Source organism: uncultured Marinobacter sp., assembly GCF_963974375.1.
Lineage (GTDB): Bacteria > Pseudomonadota > Gammaproteobacteria > Pseudomonadales > Oleiphilaceae > Marinobacter.
Window position 1 is genome coordinate 1 of sequence record NZ_CAXBDN010000086.1, and the last position, 15317, is coordinate 15317.

At 58.6% G+C, this 15317-nt stretch carries 13 protein-coding genes; 5 read left to right on the forward strand and 8 right to left on the reverse strand.

Annotated features, from left to right (window positions below):
- On the forward strand, nucleotides 1-1112 hold a 1112-nt coding region (locus AAC035_RS09265; RefSeq protein ID WP_339802931.1), incomplete at its 5' end, for a YjgN family protein.
- Nucleotides 1093-2169 carry a M48 family metallopeptidase gene (locus AAC035_RS09270; protein ID WP_339802934.1) on the forward strand — a complete coding sequence of 359 codons (1077 nt, stop codon included), beginning with the start codon at nucleotides 1093-1095 and terminating at the stop codon, nucleotides 2167-2169. The genes AAC035_RS09265 and AAC035_RS09270, both read left to right, overlap by 20 nt.
- A gap of 108 nt (nucleotides 2170-2277) precedes the next feature.
- On the opposite strand, the gene AAC035_RS09275 is transcribed toward AAC035_RS09270, so the two are convergent.
- From AAC035_RS09275 to dauA, 3 genes are all read right to left on the reverse strand, one after another.
- Nucleotides 2278-3870, reverse strand: coding sequence for an isocitrate lyase (locus AAC035_RS09275; RefSeq protein ID WP_339802937.1), 1593 nt, complete (start codon nucleotides 3868-3870; stop codon nucleotides 2278-2280).
- A 212-nt stretch (nucleotides 3871-4082) separates the two neighbouring features.
- Nucleotides 4083-6029: an ion channel DMI1 gene (locus AAC035_RS09280; RefSeq protein ID WP_339802940.1), complete on the reverse strand. Its 1947-nt coding sequence runs from the start codon at nucleotides 6027-6029 to the stop codon at nucleotides 4083-4085.
- 77 nt (nucleotides 6030-6106) lie between these two features.
- Nucleotides 6107-7843 carry a C4-dicarboxylic acid transporter DauA gene (gene dauA / locus AAC035_RS09285; protein ID WP_339802942.1) on the reverse strand — a complete coding sequence of 579 codons (1737 nt, stop codon included), beginning with the start codon at nucleotides 7841-7843 and terminating at the stop codon, nucleotides 6107-6109.
- A 132-nt stretch (nucleotides 7844-7975) separates the two neighbouring features.
- Between dauA and AAC035_RS09290 the strand changes: the two genes are divergently transcribed.
- Both AAC035_RS09290 and AAC035_RS09295 read left to right on the forward strand, forming a co-directional pair.
- Nucleotides 7976-8176: a CopG family transcriptional regulator gene (locus AAC035_RS09290; RefSeq protein ID WP_339802946.1), complete on the forward strand. Its 201-nt coding sequence runs from the start codon at nucleotides 7976-7978 to the stop codon at nucleotides 8174-8176.
- A gap of 9 nt (nucleotides 8177-8185) precedes the next feature.
- Nucleotides 8186-9214 carry a ChaN family lipoprotein gene (locus AAC035_RS09295; protein ID WP_339802948.1) on the forward strand — a complete coding sequence of 343 codons (1029 nt, stop codon included), beginning with the start codon at nucleotides 8186-8188 and terminating at the stop codon, nucleotides 9212-9214.
- Nucleotides 9215-9220: 6 nt separating this feature from the next.
- Here AAC035_RS09295 and AAC035_RS09300 read toward each other — a convergent pair whose 3' ends face one another.
- The 4 genes from AAC035_RS09300 to AAC035_RS09315 form a co-directional block, all read right to left on the reverse strand.
- Nucleotides 9221-10288, reverse strand: coding sequence for a beta-N-acetylglucosaminidase domain-containing protein (locus AAC035_RS09300; protein ID WP_339802951.1), 1068 nt, complete (start codon nucleotides 10286-10288; stop codon nucleotides 9221-9223).
- A gap of 112 nt (nucleotides 10289-10400) precedes the next feature.
- Nucleotides 10401-11102 carry an OmpA family protein gene (locus AAC035_RS09305; protein WP_339802953.1) on the reverse strand — a complete coding sequence of 234 codons (702 nt, stop codon included), beginning with the start codon at nucleotides 11100-11102 and terminating at the stop codon, nucleotides 10401-10403.
- Nucleotides 11099-11905 carry a MotA/TolQ/ExbB proton channel family protein gene (locus AAC035_RS09310; protein ID WP_339802956.1) on the reverse strand — a complete coding sequence of 269 codons (807 nt, stop codon included), beginning with the start codon at nucleotides 11903-11905 and terminating at the stop codon, nucleotides 11099-11101. The genes AAC035_RS09305 and AAC035_RS09310 overlap by 4 nt, the downstream gene beginning before the upstream one ends.
- A gap of 82 nt (nucleotides 11906-11987) precedes the next feature.
- Nucleotides 11988-12815, reverse strand: coding sequence for a TlpA disulfide reductase family protein (locus AAC035_RS09315; protein WP_339802958.1), 828 nt, complete (start codon nucleotides 12813-12815; stop codon nucleotides 11988-11990).
- Between the two features lie 247 nt (nucleotides 12816-13062).
- Between AAC035_RS09315 and AAC035_RS09320 the strand changes: the two genes are divergently transcribed.
- Nucleotides 13063-14190 (forward strand): NAD(P)/FAD-dependent oxidoreductase, encoded by a 1128-nt coding sequence (locus AAC035_RS09320; protein WP_339802960.1) that lies wholly within the window; start codon nucleotides 13063-13065, stop codon nucleotides 14188-14190.
- Between the two features lie 75 nt (nucleotides 14191-14265).
- On the opposite strand, the gene AAC035_RS09325 is transcribed toward AAC035_RS09320, so the two are convergent.
- Entirely contained in the window at nucleotides 14266-15252 is a 987-nt protein-coding gene (locus AAC035_RS09325; protein ID WP_339802962.1) for a porin, read from the reverse strand.
- Between the last annotated feature and the right edge of the window lie 65 nt (nucleotides 15253-15317).

Below are 15317 nucleotides of genomic sequence, written 5' to 3' on the forward strand. Positions count from 1 at the left end.
GTCGTTACGTCGATCGCCTCACCCAGGCAGGGCTGCAGGCCGAAATGATTGCCATGCAACGACCCACAAGTTCCGTGACGCCGCCAGTCGCGGATGCCAGCCCGAGGCCCAGGGCCCCTGCCAGCGACTCGGATTCACGCCTGGCTCCGGTGACCTTCAATGGCAACGGCAAGGAATACTTTGGCATCTGGATCGTCAATATCCTGCTTTCCATTCTGACCCTGGGCATCTACTCCGCCTGGGCCAAAGTACGAAATCATCAGTATTTCTATGGCAACACCCAGATCGAAGGCGCCAGCTTCCAGTACCTGGCCAAGCCCATCACTATTCTCAAAGGCCGCCTGATAGCGGTTGCGGTCCTGATCGTGTATTCGATCACCTCCAACCTGTTTCCCATTGGCGGCCTGATTCTGCTGCTGGCACTGCTGTTCGCAATCCCCTGGATCATCATTCGTGCACTGCGGTTCAATGCCCTCAATACGGCCTACCGGAACGTACGCTTCGATTTCAGTGGCGCTTACCTGAATGCCCTGATGATCACCCTGGTGTGGCCCATTCTCAATGTGCTTTGTCTGTTCCTGCTGACTCCGATGATCGCCCGCAAGAGCCACCAGTTCGTGGTCGGTGGCAGCAGCTATGGAACCTCTCCGTTTGAGCTGGAGGGTGACTATCGCCAGTACTATCTGTTTTTTGGAAAAGGCCTGCTGATCATCCTCGGCTTCGTCCTGCTGTCCGCTCTGGTGAGCTTCGCCAGTGCCATAGGCGCCTACATTGTGGCCATGGTGGGCTATCTTGCCATTTTCGGTTACTTCAAGGCCGGCATTGCCAACCTGATGTTCAACAACGCCACCCTCGACCAGCACCGCTTTGAATCCCGGCTCGAGCCTGTTCAACTGGCCTGGATTTACCTGACCAACAGCCTGCTGATTGTGCTTACTCTGGGCCTGTTTATTCCCTGGGCCAAGGTACGGCTGGCTCACTACCGCGCCGCCTGCACCCATATGGTCATCAAGGGCGATCTGAACCATTTTGTAGCTGCGGAAAGCAAACGCACCAGCGCCCTTGGCGATGAGCTCGGGGAGGCTTTCGACGTTGGTTTCGCCCCGATCTGAGCCAGGGCTGCCGGGACAGTTCTACACCGGCAGCCATTCCAGCCCGGCAGCGGCACGGCTCTATCCGCTGGGCAGCAATGTCGTGCTGAAAACCCGTGATGACAGCTTCGTCGTGAACTGGAAGGATGTCGACGTGGCGCCACGTATCGGCAACGCGCCCCGGTATCTTTACCTGCCCGGGGACCAGGTCTTCGAAACTGCTGATAACGATGGTGTGGACCGGCTCACCCGACAGTTTCGCGGAGGTGCCACGAACCGCTTTATCCACAGTCTGGAAAATCATCTGGGTCTCATCCTGGTGGCTGCGCTGGTGACCGTAGCCGTCACCGTGCTGACCTTCAGCCACGGCATTCCACTGTCAGCACGGCTGATTGCCCATGGCATTCCCCACCACATTCATCAGCAGCTGGGCCAGGGAACCCTGACCCAGCTTGACCGGGCCTGGCTGGAACCCAGCGAGCTTGCTGCCACCGAACAAAAAAGACTGCAGGCCGTGTTTGCGCCAATACTGGCCCTGGAACCGGAGCACCCGTTCCAGGTTGTCTTCCGAAGTGGCGAATGGATCGGCGCCAACGCCCTTGCGCTGCCAGACGGCACCCTGATTTTTACCGACGAACTGGTGCACCTGGCCCAACACGACCTGGAACTGGTCTCGATTCTGGCCCATGAAATGGGACACGTTGTGTATCGGCATGGCATGCAGGGCGTGATCCAGACCTCGGTCACTACCTGGCTGATCGTCATGATGACCGGGGATCTCTCGGCAGCCTCGGATATGAGCGTGGCTGCCCCCGCCATTCTGATGAACCTGGCCTATTCCCGGGGCATGGAACAGGATGCAGACAACTACGCACTGGACCTGATGCAGCGTGAGGGGCTGGAGCCGGTCCATTTTGCCAACATCATGCGCCGGATGGCCAGTGCCTATGATGAAGACCCGGAAGGCCAACACGATCATGACAACTCCGGCTGGGGCCGCTCGCTGGGCGCGTTTCTGTCGTCACACCCGGTAACCGGAGACCGCATCCGCCAGTTTGAGGAGGCGGCAGCTCCCTGAGTCAATCAGAACCCACCTCAAAAAAAAGCCGGTGACCCTTACGGCCACCGGCTTTTTTCATTCCGGGGTCTCCCGATTTAACACCCGGGAGAACACACCGAACCGTTCTTAGCCGAACTGGTTCATGGTGTTGTCTTTACCACCGGCCTTCAGAGCCGCTTCACCTGCGAAGAACTCTTTGTGGTCATCGCCGATGTTGGAACCGGCCATGTCCTGGTGCTTCACAGTGGCGATACCCTGACGGATTTCCTTGCGCTGCACGCCTTTGACGTAGGCCAGCATGCCTTCGTCGCCGAAGTAGCCCTTGGCCAGGTTGTCAGTAGACAGAGCCGCAGTGTGGTAAGTCGGCAGCGTGATCAGATGGTGGAACACGCCTGCTTCACGGGCTGCGTCGCGCTGGAAGTTGGCAGTCCACTCATCAGCCAGTTTGCCCAGTTCGGTTTCGTCGTACTCGGCGCTCATCAGAGCAGCGCGGTCATAGGCGGAAACGTCCTTGCCTTCAGCCTTCATGGCATCAAATACCTGCTGACGGAAGTTCAGGGTCCAGTTGAAGGATGGGCTGTTGTTGTAAACCAGCTTGGCGTCGGGTACCACTTCCTTGATGCGGTTAACCATGGAGGCGATCTGACCAACGTGGGGCTTCTCGGTCTCGATCCACAGCAGGTCAGCGCCGTTCTGCAGACTGGTAATGCAGTCCAGGATAACGCGGTCTTCGCCGGAACCTTCCTTGAAGCAGAACAGGCCGGAGGGCAGACGCTTCGGCTTCAGCAGCTTGCCGTTGGACTTGACCACAACGTCGCCGTTGTCGATCTGGGAAGCATCGTCGATGTACTCGCCATCGAGGAAGCTGTTGTACTGGTCGCCCAGGTCGCCGGGCTCGTTGGTCACAGCGATCTGCTTGGTCAGGCCTGCACCCAGAGAGTCAGTACGGGCGACGATAACACCGTCGTCCACACCCAGCTCCAGGAACGCCAGACGTACGGCATTGATCTTGGACAGGAAGTCGGCGTGGGGAACGGTAACCTTACCGTCCTGGTGACCACACTGCTTCTCGTCAGATACCTGGTTTTCGATCTGGATACAGCAGGCACCGGCTTCAATCATCTGCTTGGCCAGCAGGTAGGTGGCTTCGGCGTTACCAAAACCGGCATCGATGTCGGCAATGATGGGCACAACGTGGGTTTCGTGGCTGTCGATCTGCTTGATCAGGTCAGCGGCCTTGGCGTTGTCGCCGGCGTTCTCAGCTTCTTCCAGGGCGCGGAACAGGTGGTTCAGTTCCCATGCGTCAGCCTGGCGAAGGAAGGTGTACAGCTCTTCAATCAAACCGGATACAGAAGTCTTCTCGTGCATGGACTGGTCAGGCAGCGGTCCGAACTCGGAGCGCAGTGCAGCAACCATCCAGCCAGACAGATACAGATAACGACGCTTGGTGCTACCAAAGTGCTTCTTGATAGAGATCAGCTTCTGCTGACCAATGAAGCCGTGCCAGCAGCCCAGGGACTGGGTGTACTGGGCGGTGTCCTTGTCGTAGTTCGCCATGTCTTCGCGCATGATCTTGGCGGTGTACTTGGCGATGTCCAGACCGGTCTTGAATTTGTTCTGGGCGCGCATACGAGCAGCGTGCTTCGGATTAATAGCATTCCATGTGGGGTGCTGCTTGAGCAGTTGTGCTACTGCGTCAACGTCTTGTGCGTAAGGCATGGTCTCATCCTGTCTGTTACGGTTTGAGGATCTTGCAGTGTTCCGGCAGTTCGCTCAAAAAACAAGCAACTGACCGAAGATGCTGCCTACTCTAGTCACTCTCGACGCATAATTGAAATTTATATTATCTATATTCGGCATTTTTTCCATGAATACCGAAATAAGTCGTATACTCCCTGGATAACTCTATGTTTTTATGATCTTTTTCAACTTCAGCCACGAGCCAGAACAATCAACTGATCCCCTGGCTGTAACGACAACAGCATGGTTCGCGGAGGGTTGAGCTGCGCGTAACGACCCTGCTCATCCGCAACCGCCCGTCTGACACCCAGCGCCACCTCACCAGACATTGCCAGTGTTTTTTCCAGACGCCGGAAATCCGAGCTGGCCGGAAGCGGGTAATCGTCGGGGTCGCGGAACTGGATTTCGCCCCCGCCTGCGGTAAACAGATCATCCAGAACCACCCGCAGCTCCCGCCGCAAGGCGACCTGCGCCAACACATGGCTGAGAATCATGGGGCTGATCAGCATTTCACTGAAATGATCAATCAGCAGATGGCGATTACCGGGGTCGCTCAGCTCCATGATCAGCTGTGGTCTGCGGGCAGAGCGTTCAAGCGCATCTTCCAGTTGCAGATAACCCACCATTGCGCGGGTATCCGCCTCTTCGCCGGAATCCAGTCGATCGCTGCTGAGAAATATCACGCTGTCGTAATCCGACGGATTCAGGCGGCTGATTTCGGACTCAACCATGAAATCCGCCTCGATGTGGCGAAAGGACACCCGATTCTGATCTGTCAGATAGCCTCGGATCGCCTGGTCTCGCTCAGCCGCCGGCACTACCGACACCAGATCCACTGTATAGGAAACACTGGGGTAGCTGCCCATTTCCTGCAACAAGGCCGGCACTCGCCGGCTCCAGCCCAGCACCAGAACCCGGCGGACACTGGTTGCCTGCACCGCAGGTACCGGCGGCAGGACGAGACTGACCGGAGACAAATTGCCGGCACCCTTGTCCGGCTCGGTGTCCGCGTATTCCGGAGCCAACATCACAACCCGGTCTCTCGCGGTCACCACACTGTCGCCGGCCGCCGGCAAAACAGCTTGCCAGTCACCCTTCTCATCAGGACACAACAGACCCAGGACGATCGCCCGGGGCCGTGCTCCGGCAATGGTCTGCAGCGTTTGGCCGGCCAGTGCGTCGCCGCTGCGGACGTAAATATCATTTCCCTCTCTGTTCGAAAGCAATTCGTTATAGATCTCCGAAAGCCCGGGGTGAATCAGGTTCTGGGCAATCAGCCGACTGATGGTGGCATCTCCGGCCACCACTTCGACCGCGCCGGGATAGGCTCGCTCCAGCACCGGCAGTTTGCGCATGTCCTGAAGCTCCGCCACGCAGAACGGCAATGGAAGATCGAAACGTCGGGCCTGGGAGGCAATGGACAGCAGCGCCTTGACCGTCTCGGCGTCGGATGTCACCAGTTCTCCGGGGGCATGGGCTGAACTGGGAATAATCACCGCCGCTGCCTGCAGGCAGGCCACCCGGTGCAACGCCTCAGACTGAATAGGAAGCCCCGAGCGCATGATAATTTCCCGGTAGCGCCCCCCTATTCCGGGCTCGTTTCTCAACTCAACCACCTGCTCTGCTGACACGTCCTCCGACAAAATCACCAGTTTCAGCTTCTGGGTGTCGTGCTTTTCCAGAAAGCGCTTCACCCGCCCACCGGAAGACATCAGCTCTGCGGCCAATGGTGCGGTCTGACTGGTCCAGCCCAGAATCGCGACATGGTTCTTCATGGTTACAGGGGTCAGTCCCCGCTCCAGATCCCGCATCAGGGTAATCAGCTTGCTGGTCATGATGGCGACCAGTGCACCGAGGAATACCACATAACCACTGACGGTCAGCAGGGTCGACACGAACCTTTGCCAGGTGCCCTCATCATCGCCCAGATAGCCCGGATCCGTCAGTCTCAGAAACGCCCACCAGACAGCTTCACCTATGGTTTCAAACGGGCCATCAAAGGGTGCCACCAAAAGCCCGCCAATCAGCGAGATCAGCCCCACCACCACGGCGACGACCAGTAACTGAAAGAAAGCGCCCTTGACGAACTGACGCTCAATAAAAAACCGCAAACGATCGACAAATCGAAATGGCAACATCGGAAACTACCTGTTCCATGATTCAGGGGATTGAGTTTTTTTGCCCCGACAATGTACCACCTCAAACGGGAATTCAGTCAGTGAATGCCCGATGGCTGGCAAATGGATTCCAGCGCTTCCGCCAGACTTGGCGCAAAACGGATGACGCCCGGCTCCGGCCTGACGCCGCCACGGGCCAGGGTCTTCAGGGGCTGAAACTGCAGATCGGCCACCACCACCTCAGTGCCATCCTGGCGACAGGAGTCGATCAGCTTGTTGAGAGCAGCGAGACCACCGGCATCCAGAATTGTGACGCCATCCATGTAGAGCACAAGGCCTCTGGAGTCGGCCGCCAGCGTTGCCAGTTCGCCAAAAATCCGTTCTGCAGCCGCGAAGAACAGCGGGCCATTGATCTTGAAAACCCGCCAGCCTGCGGGCAACTGGTGATCCTTTAACCGCGCGCTGGTGGAGATATCGGTAATTTTGGTCATGGTGGCCATTTCCCGCATGAACAGCACCGCTGCCAGCAGGATGCCTGTGGTTATGGCAATCACCATGTCGAGGATCACCGTCAGCGAGAAACAGGTCAGGAATACCAGAATGTCGCCCCTGGGGGCGGTTTTCAGCAGATGGACGGCCTTGGGGGCCTCGCTCATGTTCCAGGCCACCATGACCAGCAAGGCCGCCATCACCGGCATCGGCAGATACGCCAGCAACGAGGCAAGCGATACCAGAGCCAGCAAAACCACGACGGAATGAATCATTGCCGCCACCGGCGATTGAGCGCCTGCCTTATAGTTGGCGGCAGACCGTGCCAGTGCGGCTGTCGCCGTAATACCACCAAAAAATGGCGTGACCAGATTGCCGATGCCCTGCCCCAGCAGCTCGCTGTTGGCGCTGTGACGCTTGCCGGACATGCCATCCAGTACCACCGCACAGAGCAGCGATTCAATGGCACCCAGCATGGCAATCGCAAAGGCAGCCGGCAGCAATGCCGTCACCATGGTCCAGCTCAGTCCCAGCGGCTGCCCGGAGGCATCCGCCTGCTGCCATGGCCAGAGGAATTCCGGCAGAAATGGCGGAATGCCAAAGCCAGTGGAGCCATCCGGCATCAGATAGCTGAAGCGCGAGCCGATGGTTTCGATGGCGGCACCATTCATGTTCAGCCATAGCGCCATCACGCTGCCCAGCACCACAGCCGGGAGGTGGGGTGGCACCGGTGTTTTCAGCCTTGGCCATAACAGCATGATGACCAGAGTCGTTACCGCAACCAGTGTGCTCATGGCGTCAAACGTCGGCAGCGAATCCGCCAGCAGGAAAATCTTGTCCCAGTAATGTTCCGGCATGCCCCCGATGCCAAGCCCGAAAAAGTCCTTCACCTGCAGGGTGGCGATGACAACGGCAATACCGCCGGTAAATCCGAGGGTGACCGATTCCGGAATGAATTCAATAAAACGCCCCAGCCTCAGGAACGCCATAACCAGCAGCAACACCCCGGACATCAGTGTGGCCAGTAACAGGCCACCCAGCCCGTATTGCTGGGCGACGGGATAAAGAATCACCACAAAGGCTGCGGTGGGCCCGGACACGCTGAAGCGGCTGCCCCCGGTCAGGGCAATAACAAAGCCGGCAATAATGGCGGTGTAAAGGCCGTACTGGGGAGCAACACCACTGGCGATCGCCAGTGCCATGGCCAGTGGAATGGCAATAATGCCCACGGTAATGCCGGCCATAAGGTCCCGGCCGAAGCGCTGACCGGTGTAACGCTCATCGATACAAGCCTGCCGGAGGGCATGGCCGAGTCGGAGGGAAAAAAGATGGGCACGGTGCGGCATGATGGCAGAGCCTTATTGATGCGGCAGAAACATCATTATATGCTTACTATCATTACATTCAATGTTAATCTGATTAACATGCATTGAGTCAAGACAGACTTTTCACCAAGGCTGACCCGAACGAGTAACCCTATGGAACAACGAACCGCCCGCCTGACACTGTTGATCGACCCTCGTAAAAAGGCGGCCTTTGAGGCCCTGTGCAAAGCCGAGGATGTCACCCCGTCCCAAAAAGTGCGCCAGTTCATCCGGGAGTACGTAGAGTCAAGACTGGGTGAAGACTGGCGGGAAAGCTACGATGACGAACCAACAGCCGACATTCACAAAGGCTGAGGTATCAGGATGCAGAAACTGACCGCAGCACTTCTGCCTGCTTTCCTTGGCAGTCTGATAACCGGTTGCGCGTTGCACCCCGGACCTTCAGATTCCTGGCCGCCGGCCAGCCAGTACCACGCCCCTATAGTCGCCGCCACTGCACCAGGGTCTGCTGATCGCAGCCTGACAATCGCCCGGCTGGCACGACAGCTGAAGGATTCGGACGTGGTGGTCATCGGTGAATATCATGGTCATCACGGCGCTCACCTGTTGCAGTCCCGGCTTCAGCTGGCGCTGTTCAAACACAATCCGAATCAGGTGCTGGCACTGGAAGCCTTCAATCTTGATCATCAGGAAGTGCTCGACCGCTATCTGGCGGGCGAGATCGGTGAAGGTGAGCTGATTGATGATGCCGACGGCTGGCCAAACTACAAGGCATCCTATCGGCCACTGGTGGAATTCGCCCGCCAGCACCGGCTTCCGGTTATCGCCGCCAATGCGCCTGCCCAGACGGTACGCTGTGTCGGCCGCAGCGGCGGGAACTGGCTCGAACAGATCGATAAACAGGCACGGGACCGGTTACCAGCAGAGCCTTTTCACGGCACTGACCGCTATCGCCAGCGTTTCTTCGACGCCATGGGCGGTCATCACAGCGAAGGCGCATCAGAGCGCATGCAGAACAGCTATCTGGCCCAGTTGCTGCGGGACAACACCATGGCCACACGGATACTGGACGCCCGCCAGCAACACCCCGGTCACCAGATCATCCACATTAACGGCACCTTTCACAGCGAGAACCGGGACGGCGTAGTAGCCGCCCTGTTGCACCGCCAGCCTGACCTCCGGATTGCCGTTATCAGTCCGGTTTTCGTGACTGACAAGAATGATTCTGCCATGCCCGTTGAAGCCAATGCCGGCAAGGGCGACTATCTGTACTTCCTGCAGCCGCTGCCGGACGAATATCTTGACCCGGAACGTTACCGGGAAGCGATCCGGCGTCAGTTCCGGGACGCCGCCGAAATCAGCTGCCCACCGCCGGCATCCGACAGCCACTGAAACAGGCTATTGGGTCTGGACCATTTCGTCAGTCACCTGATAGGCACCCTCCAGCCAGCGAACGATTTCCCTGGCCGCAGGATGGTGTGATGCCTGGTAGCGCTCATGGAGTGTGGCTTTCCTGTCTGCACTCAGGCGATGCAGGCCGGCGTCTTCCAGCGATAACAGGTCGCCGTGGAGCTGATTTGCGAGCTCGCTGCCCAACACCTCCTGCGCTGCCGTGACAAAAGCCTGGGTGTAACAGTAGTCCGGACCCAGGCGATAGCAGTCCGCCAGAGTCATTGCGGGTATCGCGCTCAGGGTGGGCTGCAAGGCCGGATTGATGGCATGACCGCTGATCAGCCCGGCGTTTGCGGCAGGCCGGCCGGTAAAGCCCCGCAGATGCAGATGGCGGGACATCCGGTCACCGTCGTTTACCGGGTAGTTATCCCATAACAGAGGCTTGCGCCCCAGCGCAGCTCCCACCCGATGCAGGTGACCCGGCGACAGTTCCTTCGAGCACACTTCCGGCCCGGTCCAGAACACGTCCACTTCCGGATCCAGCGCTTTGCCCAGCGCCTCAAGATAGGCTTGCGGGCGCTGGCCGAACACCCGGTCCAGCACCGGATCATCGGAATAATAGGAGGGGCAGACCGCAAACCGGCTGATGGCAGTATTGGCCTGAATCCAGGCCATGATCTCACCCTGTTTCAATGCCAGATCCGGAGTGTCCGCCTGCATATCGTCGAACAGCACCGCCAGCCTGCTGACGCCTATGGACTCGAAAAAGGCCAGCTTGGCCGCCAGCGCTGTTCGGGCGTCACCATCAAACCGGTTGAAGACCTCGAACGGGCTCAGGCCAACGCCGAAGGCTATGCCCTGGTCACTACACCAGCGCGCGAAATCCGCCAGATCACGGGCCTGGGCTGGCGGGTGCGGTAACTGCCATTGCCGCCGCAGGTACCGGTCCGCCTTGGGGGCGTACCAGTAAAAGCGATAGCCATGGGGCTGCAGCCGGGTCATCAGCTCCCGCCGTTCGGCCCAGCTCCACATGGGACCGTAAAAGCCTTCGATGATGCCCAGTTCCGGAACCATGCCTTTCCCCTGTTGCTGAATTGATTCGCTCTGACAGTGTCCTGCAAACGTCAGCGATTCAGATTACCCAGCCTTGCGCGACCCGTCCACAGACCTCATCTGCAGCCGGGCGTCAACGCCCGCTTTCCAGAATCAGCTCAACCCTCCGGTTCAGGGCACGGCCTGTTTCGACGCTGTTATCGGCGATAGGGTCGGCACTGGCGTAGCCGATGGCCCGCAGCCGGGCCGGGGCCACGCCCCTCGCCTCCAGGTAGCGCACCACGCTGCCGGCCCGGGCGGACGACAGCTCCCAGTTGGACGGGAAACGATCCGTGCGGATAGGTACGGTGTCGGTATGCCCGGTGACCGTTATCCGCAGATCCGACGCCTCCAGGATCGGCACCAGCTTCTGCAGTTCATCGAAGCCCTGCTGCGACACATCGGCCTGACCGGAGCCAAACAGAATCTCGCTGCTGATACGAAAACTGACCGTCCCCTCAGACACAACCACATCAATATTGTCGCCCAGGCCACTGAGGTCCAGTCCGGCCAGGGGATTGCCACGAGCATCGGGCCCGGCTGGCTGCGAGGCAGCTGCAGTGTCTTGCCCCTGCTCCGCCTGCGCCAGTGCAGCAGCGGATTCGGCGGCCATCGTGCTCAGCTCCGCCGTGCGATTGCCGGTGCTGCCGGCAAATGCCAGCAGCACCACAAACATGACCAGCAGCAGGGTAATCACATCCAGATACACCAGCAGCCAGCTTTCCCCTTCCTGACTGTCCGAGAGTTCGACCTGAAAGCGGGTGGAATCAGACGCCTGGCGCGATGAGTTCATCATGGCGCCTTACCTCGCCGGTGCGCCGGCCTGCCGTTGGTGCGAATCTCATCTTCATAGCTGGCCATGAAGGAGCGCAGGGTTTCCCGCATCAGGGCGGGGCTGCGCTTCTTGCACATCATGGCGATGCCCTGCATCACCATGTTCATCAGAATCAGCCGCTGTTCGGTGCGACGCTCCAGCTTGACCGCCACTGGCTTGAACACCAGGTTCGCCAGCAGGATGCCGTAGAACGTGGTCATCAGCGCCACCGCCAGGTTGGTGCCGATCACATCCAGACTGCCGTCACCCAGCACAAACATCATGTTGATCAGCCCCAGCAGGGTGCCCACCATACCAAAGGCCGGCGCAAATCCGGCCATCACCCGGAACAGCTGGGCCTCGGCATGCTCCCGGGCCCGCAACCGGGCAATGCGCCAGTGCATATAGTCCATGATGTCCTCTTCCGGCGTGTTATCCACTACCAGTTGAATACCGGTGCGCAGGAAGGGGTTCTGAACCTTGTCGAGGGCTTTTTCCACCGCCACCAGATTGCCGTCAATCCACTGCCGGGAAATGGCCACCAGTTCCTCAATGTCCTGCCGGGTGTACAGTTTTTCGTTACGCATTACCGTTCCGAACAGGCGAAACACCCGGGCCACTTCCCGTAACGGATAGCTGATAAAGGTGGCGGCGAGGGTACCGCCCAGGACAATGGCCAGGCCGGGCAGGTTCACAAACAAGGCAGGATCGACGGCTGCGCCGTACAGGACACCGGCCAGCAACGCCAGGCTGGCCAGGATACCGATCACGGTGGATGGATTCATTCAGGCTCCGGCTTTAATGCAGCAGCGGATAACTGCGGGCTTTTCAGTATCCGCATTATAACCACAATAGCAGGAAGCACTCTCAGCGAGGAGTCAGTGTCTCCAGGCCTCGCTGCAGCGTGGCCCGGGAAAGCTCACCGGTGTGGGAATTCACTAGCATTCCATCAGCATTGTAGAACAGCGTCGTCGGCAGCACATGGGCGCCGGTGACCGCGCCCAGCCGGTTACGCTTGTCCAGCAGGATATTGTCCAGTCTGATGGACTGGTTCTCCAGAAAAGCATAAATCTGCTCACTGGTTTCGCCGATATTGACGAAGACAAACGCAATGTCATCCCGCTCTTTCTGGGCCGCCGCCAGCACCGGCATCTCACGGACACAGGGCGGACACCAGGTGGCCCAGAGATTGATCACCACCGGTCTGCCCTCGGCTGCGGGCAGGTGGCGAAGATTGGCAAACTCCTCATCGAGGGTCGCCAGGGTCAGGTCCGGCAGCGGTCTGGCCTGGGAGTCCACCAGCATCAGGGTGCCACCGAGCATACCCCAGGTGATGGCACCGGCCAGCACCGCACCGGCCAACGGCCGTCGCAGAGGGGCGCTGCGCCAGGACCGCCAGACCAGATAGATCAGCCCCGCCGCTATGCCGGCAACAATATCAAAGCCACCATCCCGGATGTCCAGCATCGCCAGCAAGCCGTCGTAGCTGTCGAGGTAGCGGAGCACAAAGACCAGGCGGGCGGCGACGAAAGCCACCATGACCAGGGTAAACAGGGCATCGCTGACAACAATGCGATGTTTGCGCCCCAGCAACGCGCCGGTGACGACCGCCACAAACAAGGCCAGCAGCATCAGTGCCTGCAACAGGGTAAATCCAAGAGGACCAACAGTGATGGTCTGGCTGAGAGAGGTCATGGCAGGCAAGGTTCCATTGGCCGGAGCTTTGGTGAAATGGCGGTGTTATTCCGGGAAGTAACACGACTCGATGAGACCGACGTCTGCCGCAGGAGTTCCCTGGTCTCCGGGCTGCCACCAAGAAAAGTGACAAATGCTGATCATTTCCTATACTGAAAAAGCGTTTTCAGTGGCAATCTTGATCAAAATAAAAACACCGGCAGGAGCCACCCATGAATCTTCAGACTTTGCCCGGGGGGCATACGAGATGGCCTACTATGACCTGATCATTGTGGGTGCAGGCCCGGCGGGTTCCACTCTGGCCTGGTCATTACAGGACAGCGGCAAACGCATTCTGCTGATCGATCAGAAGCATTTTCCGCGCCCGAAAAGCTGCGCCGGCTGGGTGACCCCCTCGGTCCTGGACAGCCTGAAGATCGATCCGGATGTCTATGCCGAAGGCCGGATATTACAACCCATTGAGGGTTTTCGTATCGGCATGATGGGGCGCAGTGCCCTGGAAAATGATCATGGTGGTATCGTCAGCTACGGCATTCGTCGCTGTGAGTTCGACCACTTTTTGCTGGATCGGGTCACCGCCGACACGCAACTGGGTACCGCCATCAAGGATATCCGCCATGACCATGGTAACTGGATTCTCAACCAGCGCTGGGAAACCCCGCTACTGGTAGGGGCTGGTGGTCATTTCTGTCCCGTAGCTACCCATATCGGTGCCGGGCCTGGCCGGCACGAAACCGTGGTGGCTGCCCGCGAAGTGGAATTTGAACTGACACCGGAACAGGCGGCGGCCTGCGAGGTAAAAGGCGACCGTCCCGAGCTCTGGTTCTGCCGGGACCTCAAAGGCTATGCCTGGGTTATCAGAAAGGACAACTTTCTCAACATAGGGCTGGGCCGCGAGGATCACCGCAAGCTCACCCGGCATCTCAACCGGTTTGTGTCAGCGATGCAGCTGGAAGGCCGTATCCCCAGAGACTTGCCCGGCCGCTTCAAGGGCCACGCCTATCTGCTCTATGACCATGCCCAACGCCCCCTGCTGGACGATGGTGTCATGCTGGTTGGTGATGCGGCGGGGCTGGCGTTCAATCAGAGTGGCGAAGGCATTCGTCCTGCCATTGAGTCTGCCTTGCTGGCAGCCAACGTTATTCGCAATGCGGCGGATCTGTCAGCCCGCAGCCTGCAGCCCTATGGCGAAGCCATTGCTCACCGCTTCGGAACCCGCGCCCTGAAATCAGAGAGCAGCCTGCAGGTGCCGGACTGGGTCAAAATGCCGCTGGCCGCCAGCCTGATGAGATCCCACTGGTTCACTCGCAAAATACTCACCGAACGCTGGTTCCTGCATCAGCAGGTACCGCCGCTGGAAGAAATCGCGAGCTAAAAAAAACCGGGGCCAAAAGGCCCCGGTAAAGCGTCGTCAACTCAAGTCGGAAAACTCGGGTATTGCTGAGCGGTATTACATGGAGAAGTTGTGCTCAAAACCGATACCGAACTGGGTATCGTCCTGGGAGTCCACATCAGCTTCGATGTTGGCGTAGTAAGCAAACATCTTGCTGTTGCTGGCCACCTTGTAGTCGGCACCAATAGCCATCAGGGTCAGGTCGTCGTTGCTGCGGTCCAGGTCAGTCATTCCGTACTGGGCCTTGAACTTCCAGCGATCCATCTTGAACGCACCGCTGAGGATATAAGTGCTGTCTTCAGCATCGCCACCAGCGATAGCTTCAGAGTTTTCGGAAACCTGATACAGCGCTCCCAGCTCGAACTGATTCATCGACAGCTTGGCAGCTACGTGGAAGGCATCAACCAGCATTTCACCGGCATCGTACAGCTCGGCTTCCATCTCTGAGTCATAACCAACGGAGGCGTAGAGCATGCCATTGTCGAATACCAGCGACGAGGAAATGCTGTCGGCAACACCGTCCCGGTCGGTGCCGGAGTCTTCACCCGGGATGAACGCAAGGTTGATGGTTACCGCATCCGCCAGTTTTGGAGTGGAATACTGAATAATGTTGCTGGCGCGCTCATCTCCGCCAACGATGCCGTTGATGTCGCCACCCAGGTCACCGAACTGGTCGATCTTGCCCTGGGAGACCTTGAACGGGGTATCGAACTTACCAGCGCGCAGGGTACCGGCCTGGTCGTGCTGGAAGCCACCGAAGATGTTGCGCTGGGAGAACGGGCTGTTGTTGTCACCACCGCGGTCACCATCGTCGATATCTACCTGGAACTCAGCCTGGTAGATAGCTTTCACGTTCTGGAAATCCAGATCCAGATCGCCTTTGACACCGATCCGGGAAGCGTTGCTGCGAAGCTCCCAGGCATCATTGGCACCGTCATCAACATTTTCGTAAGACGCGTTGATCTTACCGTAGACGGTCGGGCCCTTGTCGGCCAGAGCAACAGAAGGTGCAGCAACCAGAGCACCTACAGCCAGAGCGAGCAATTGCTTTTTTAGGGTAAGCGGATTAAATGGTTGATCTTACCTTTGCATGAGAGTGAGACAGACCG

Coding starts and splice junctions, on each gene's coding strand:
- AAC035_RS09290 (WP_339802946.1), top strand. CDS start 7,976: ATGGAACAACGAACCGCCCGCCTGACACTGTTGATCGACCCTCGTAAA.
- AAC035_RS09300 (WP_339802951.1), bottom strand. CDS start 10,288: ATGGTTCCGGAACTGGGCATCATCGAAGGCTTTTACGGTCCCATGTGG.
- AAC035_RS09310 (WP_339802956.1), bottom strand. CDS start 11,905: ATGAATCCATCCACCGTGATCGGTATCCTGGCCAGCCTGGCGTTGCTG.
- AAC035_RS09275 (WP_339802937.1), bottom strand. CDS start 3,870: ATGCCTTACGCACAAGACGTTGACGCAGTAGCACAACTGCTCAAGCAG.
- AAC035_RS09280 (WP_339802940.1), bottom strand. CDS start 6,029: ATGTTGCCATTTCGATTTGTCGATCGTTTGCGGTTTTTTATTGAGCGT.
- dauA (WP_339802942.1), bottom strand. CDS start 7,843: ATGCCGCACCGTGCCCATCTTTTTTCCCTCCGACTCGGCCATGCCCTC.
- AAC035_RS09295 (WP_339802948.1), top strand. CDS start 8,186: ATGCAGAAACTGACCGCAGCACTTCTGCCTGCTTTCCTTGGCAGTCTG.
- AAC035_RS09315 (WP_339802958.1), bottom strand. CDS start 12,815: ATGACCTCTCTCAGCCAGACCATCACTGTTGGTCCTCTTGGATTTACC.
- AAC035_RS09320 (WP_339802960.1), top strand. CDS start 13,063: ATGGCCTACTATGACCTGATCATTGTGGGTGCAGGCCCGGCGGGTTCC.
- AAC035_RS09305 (WP_339802953.1), bottom strand. CDS start 11,102: ATGATGAACTCATCGCGCCAGGCGTCTGATTCCACCCGCTTTCAGGTC.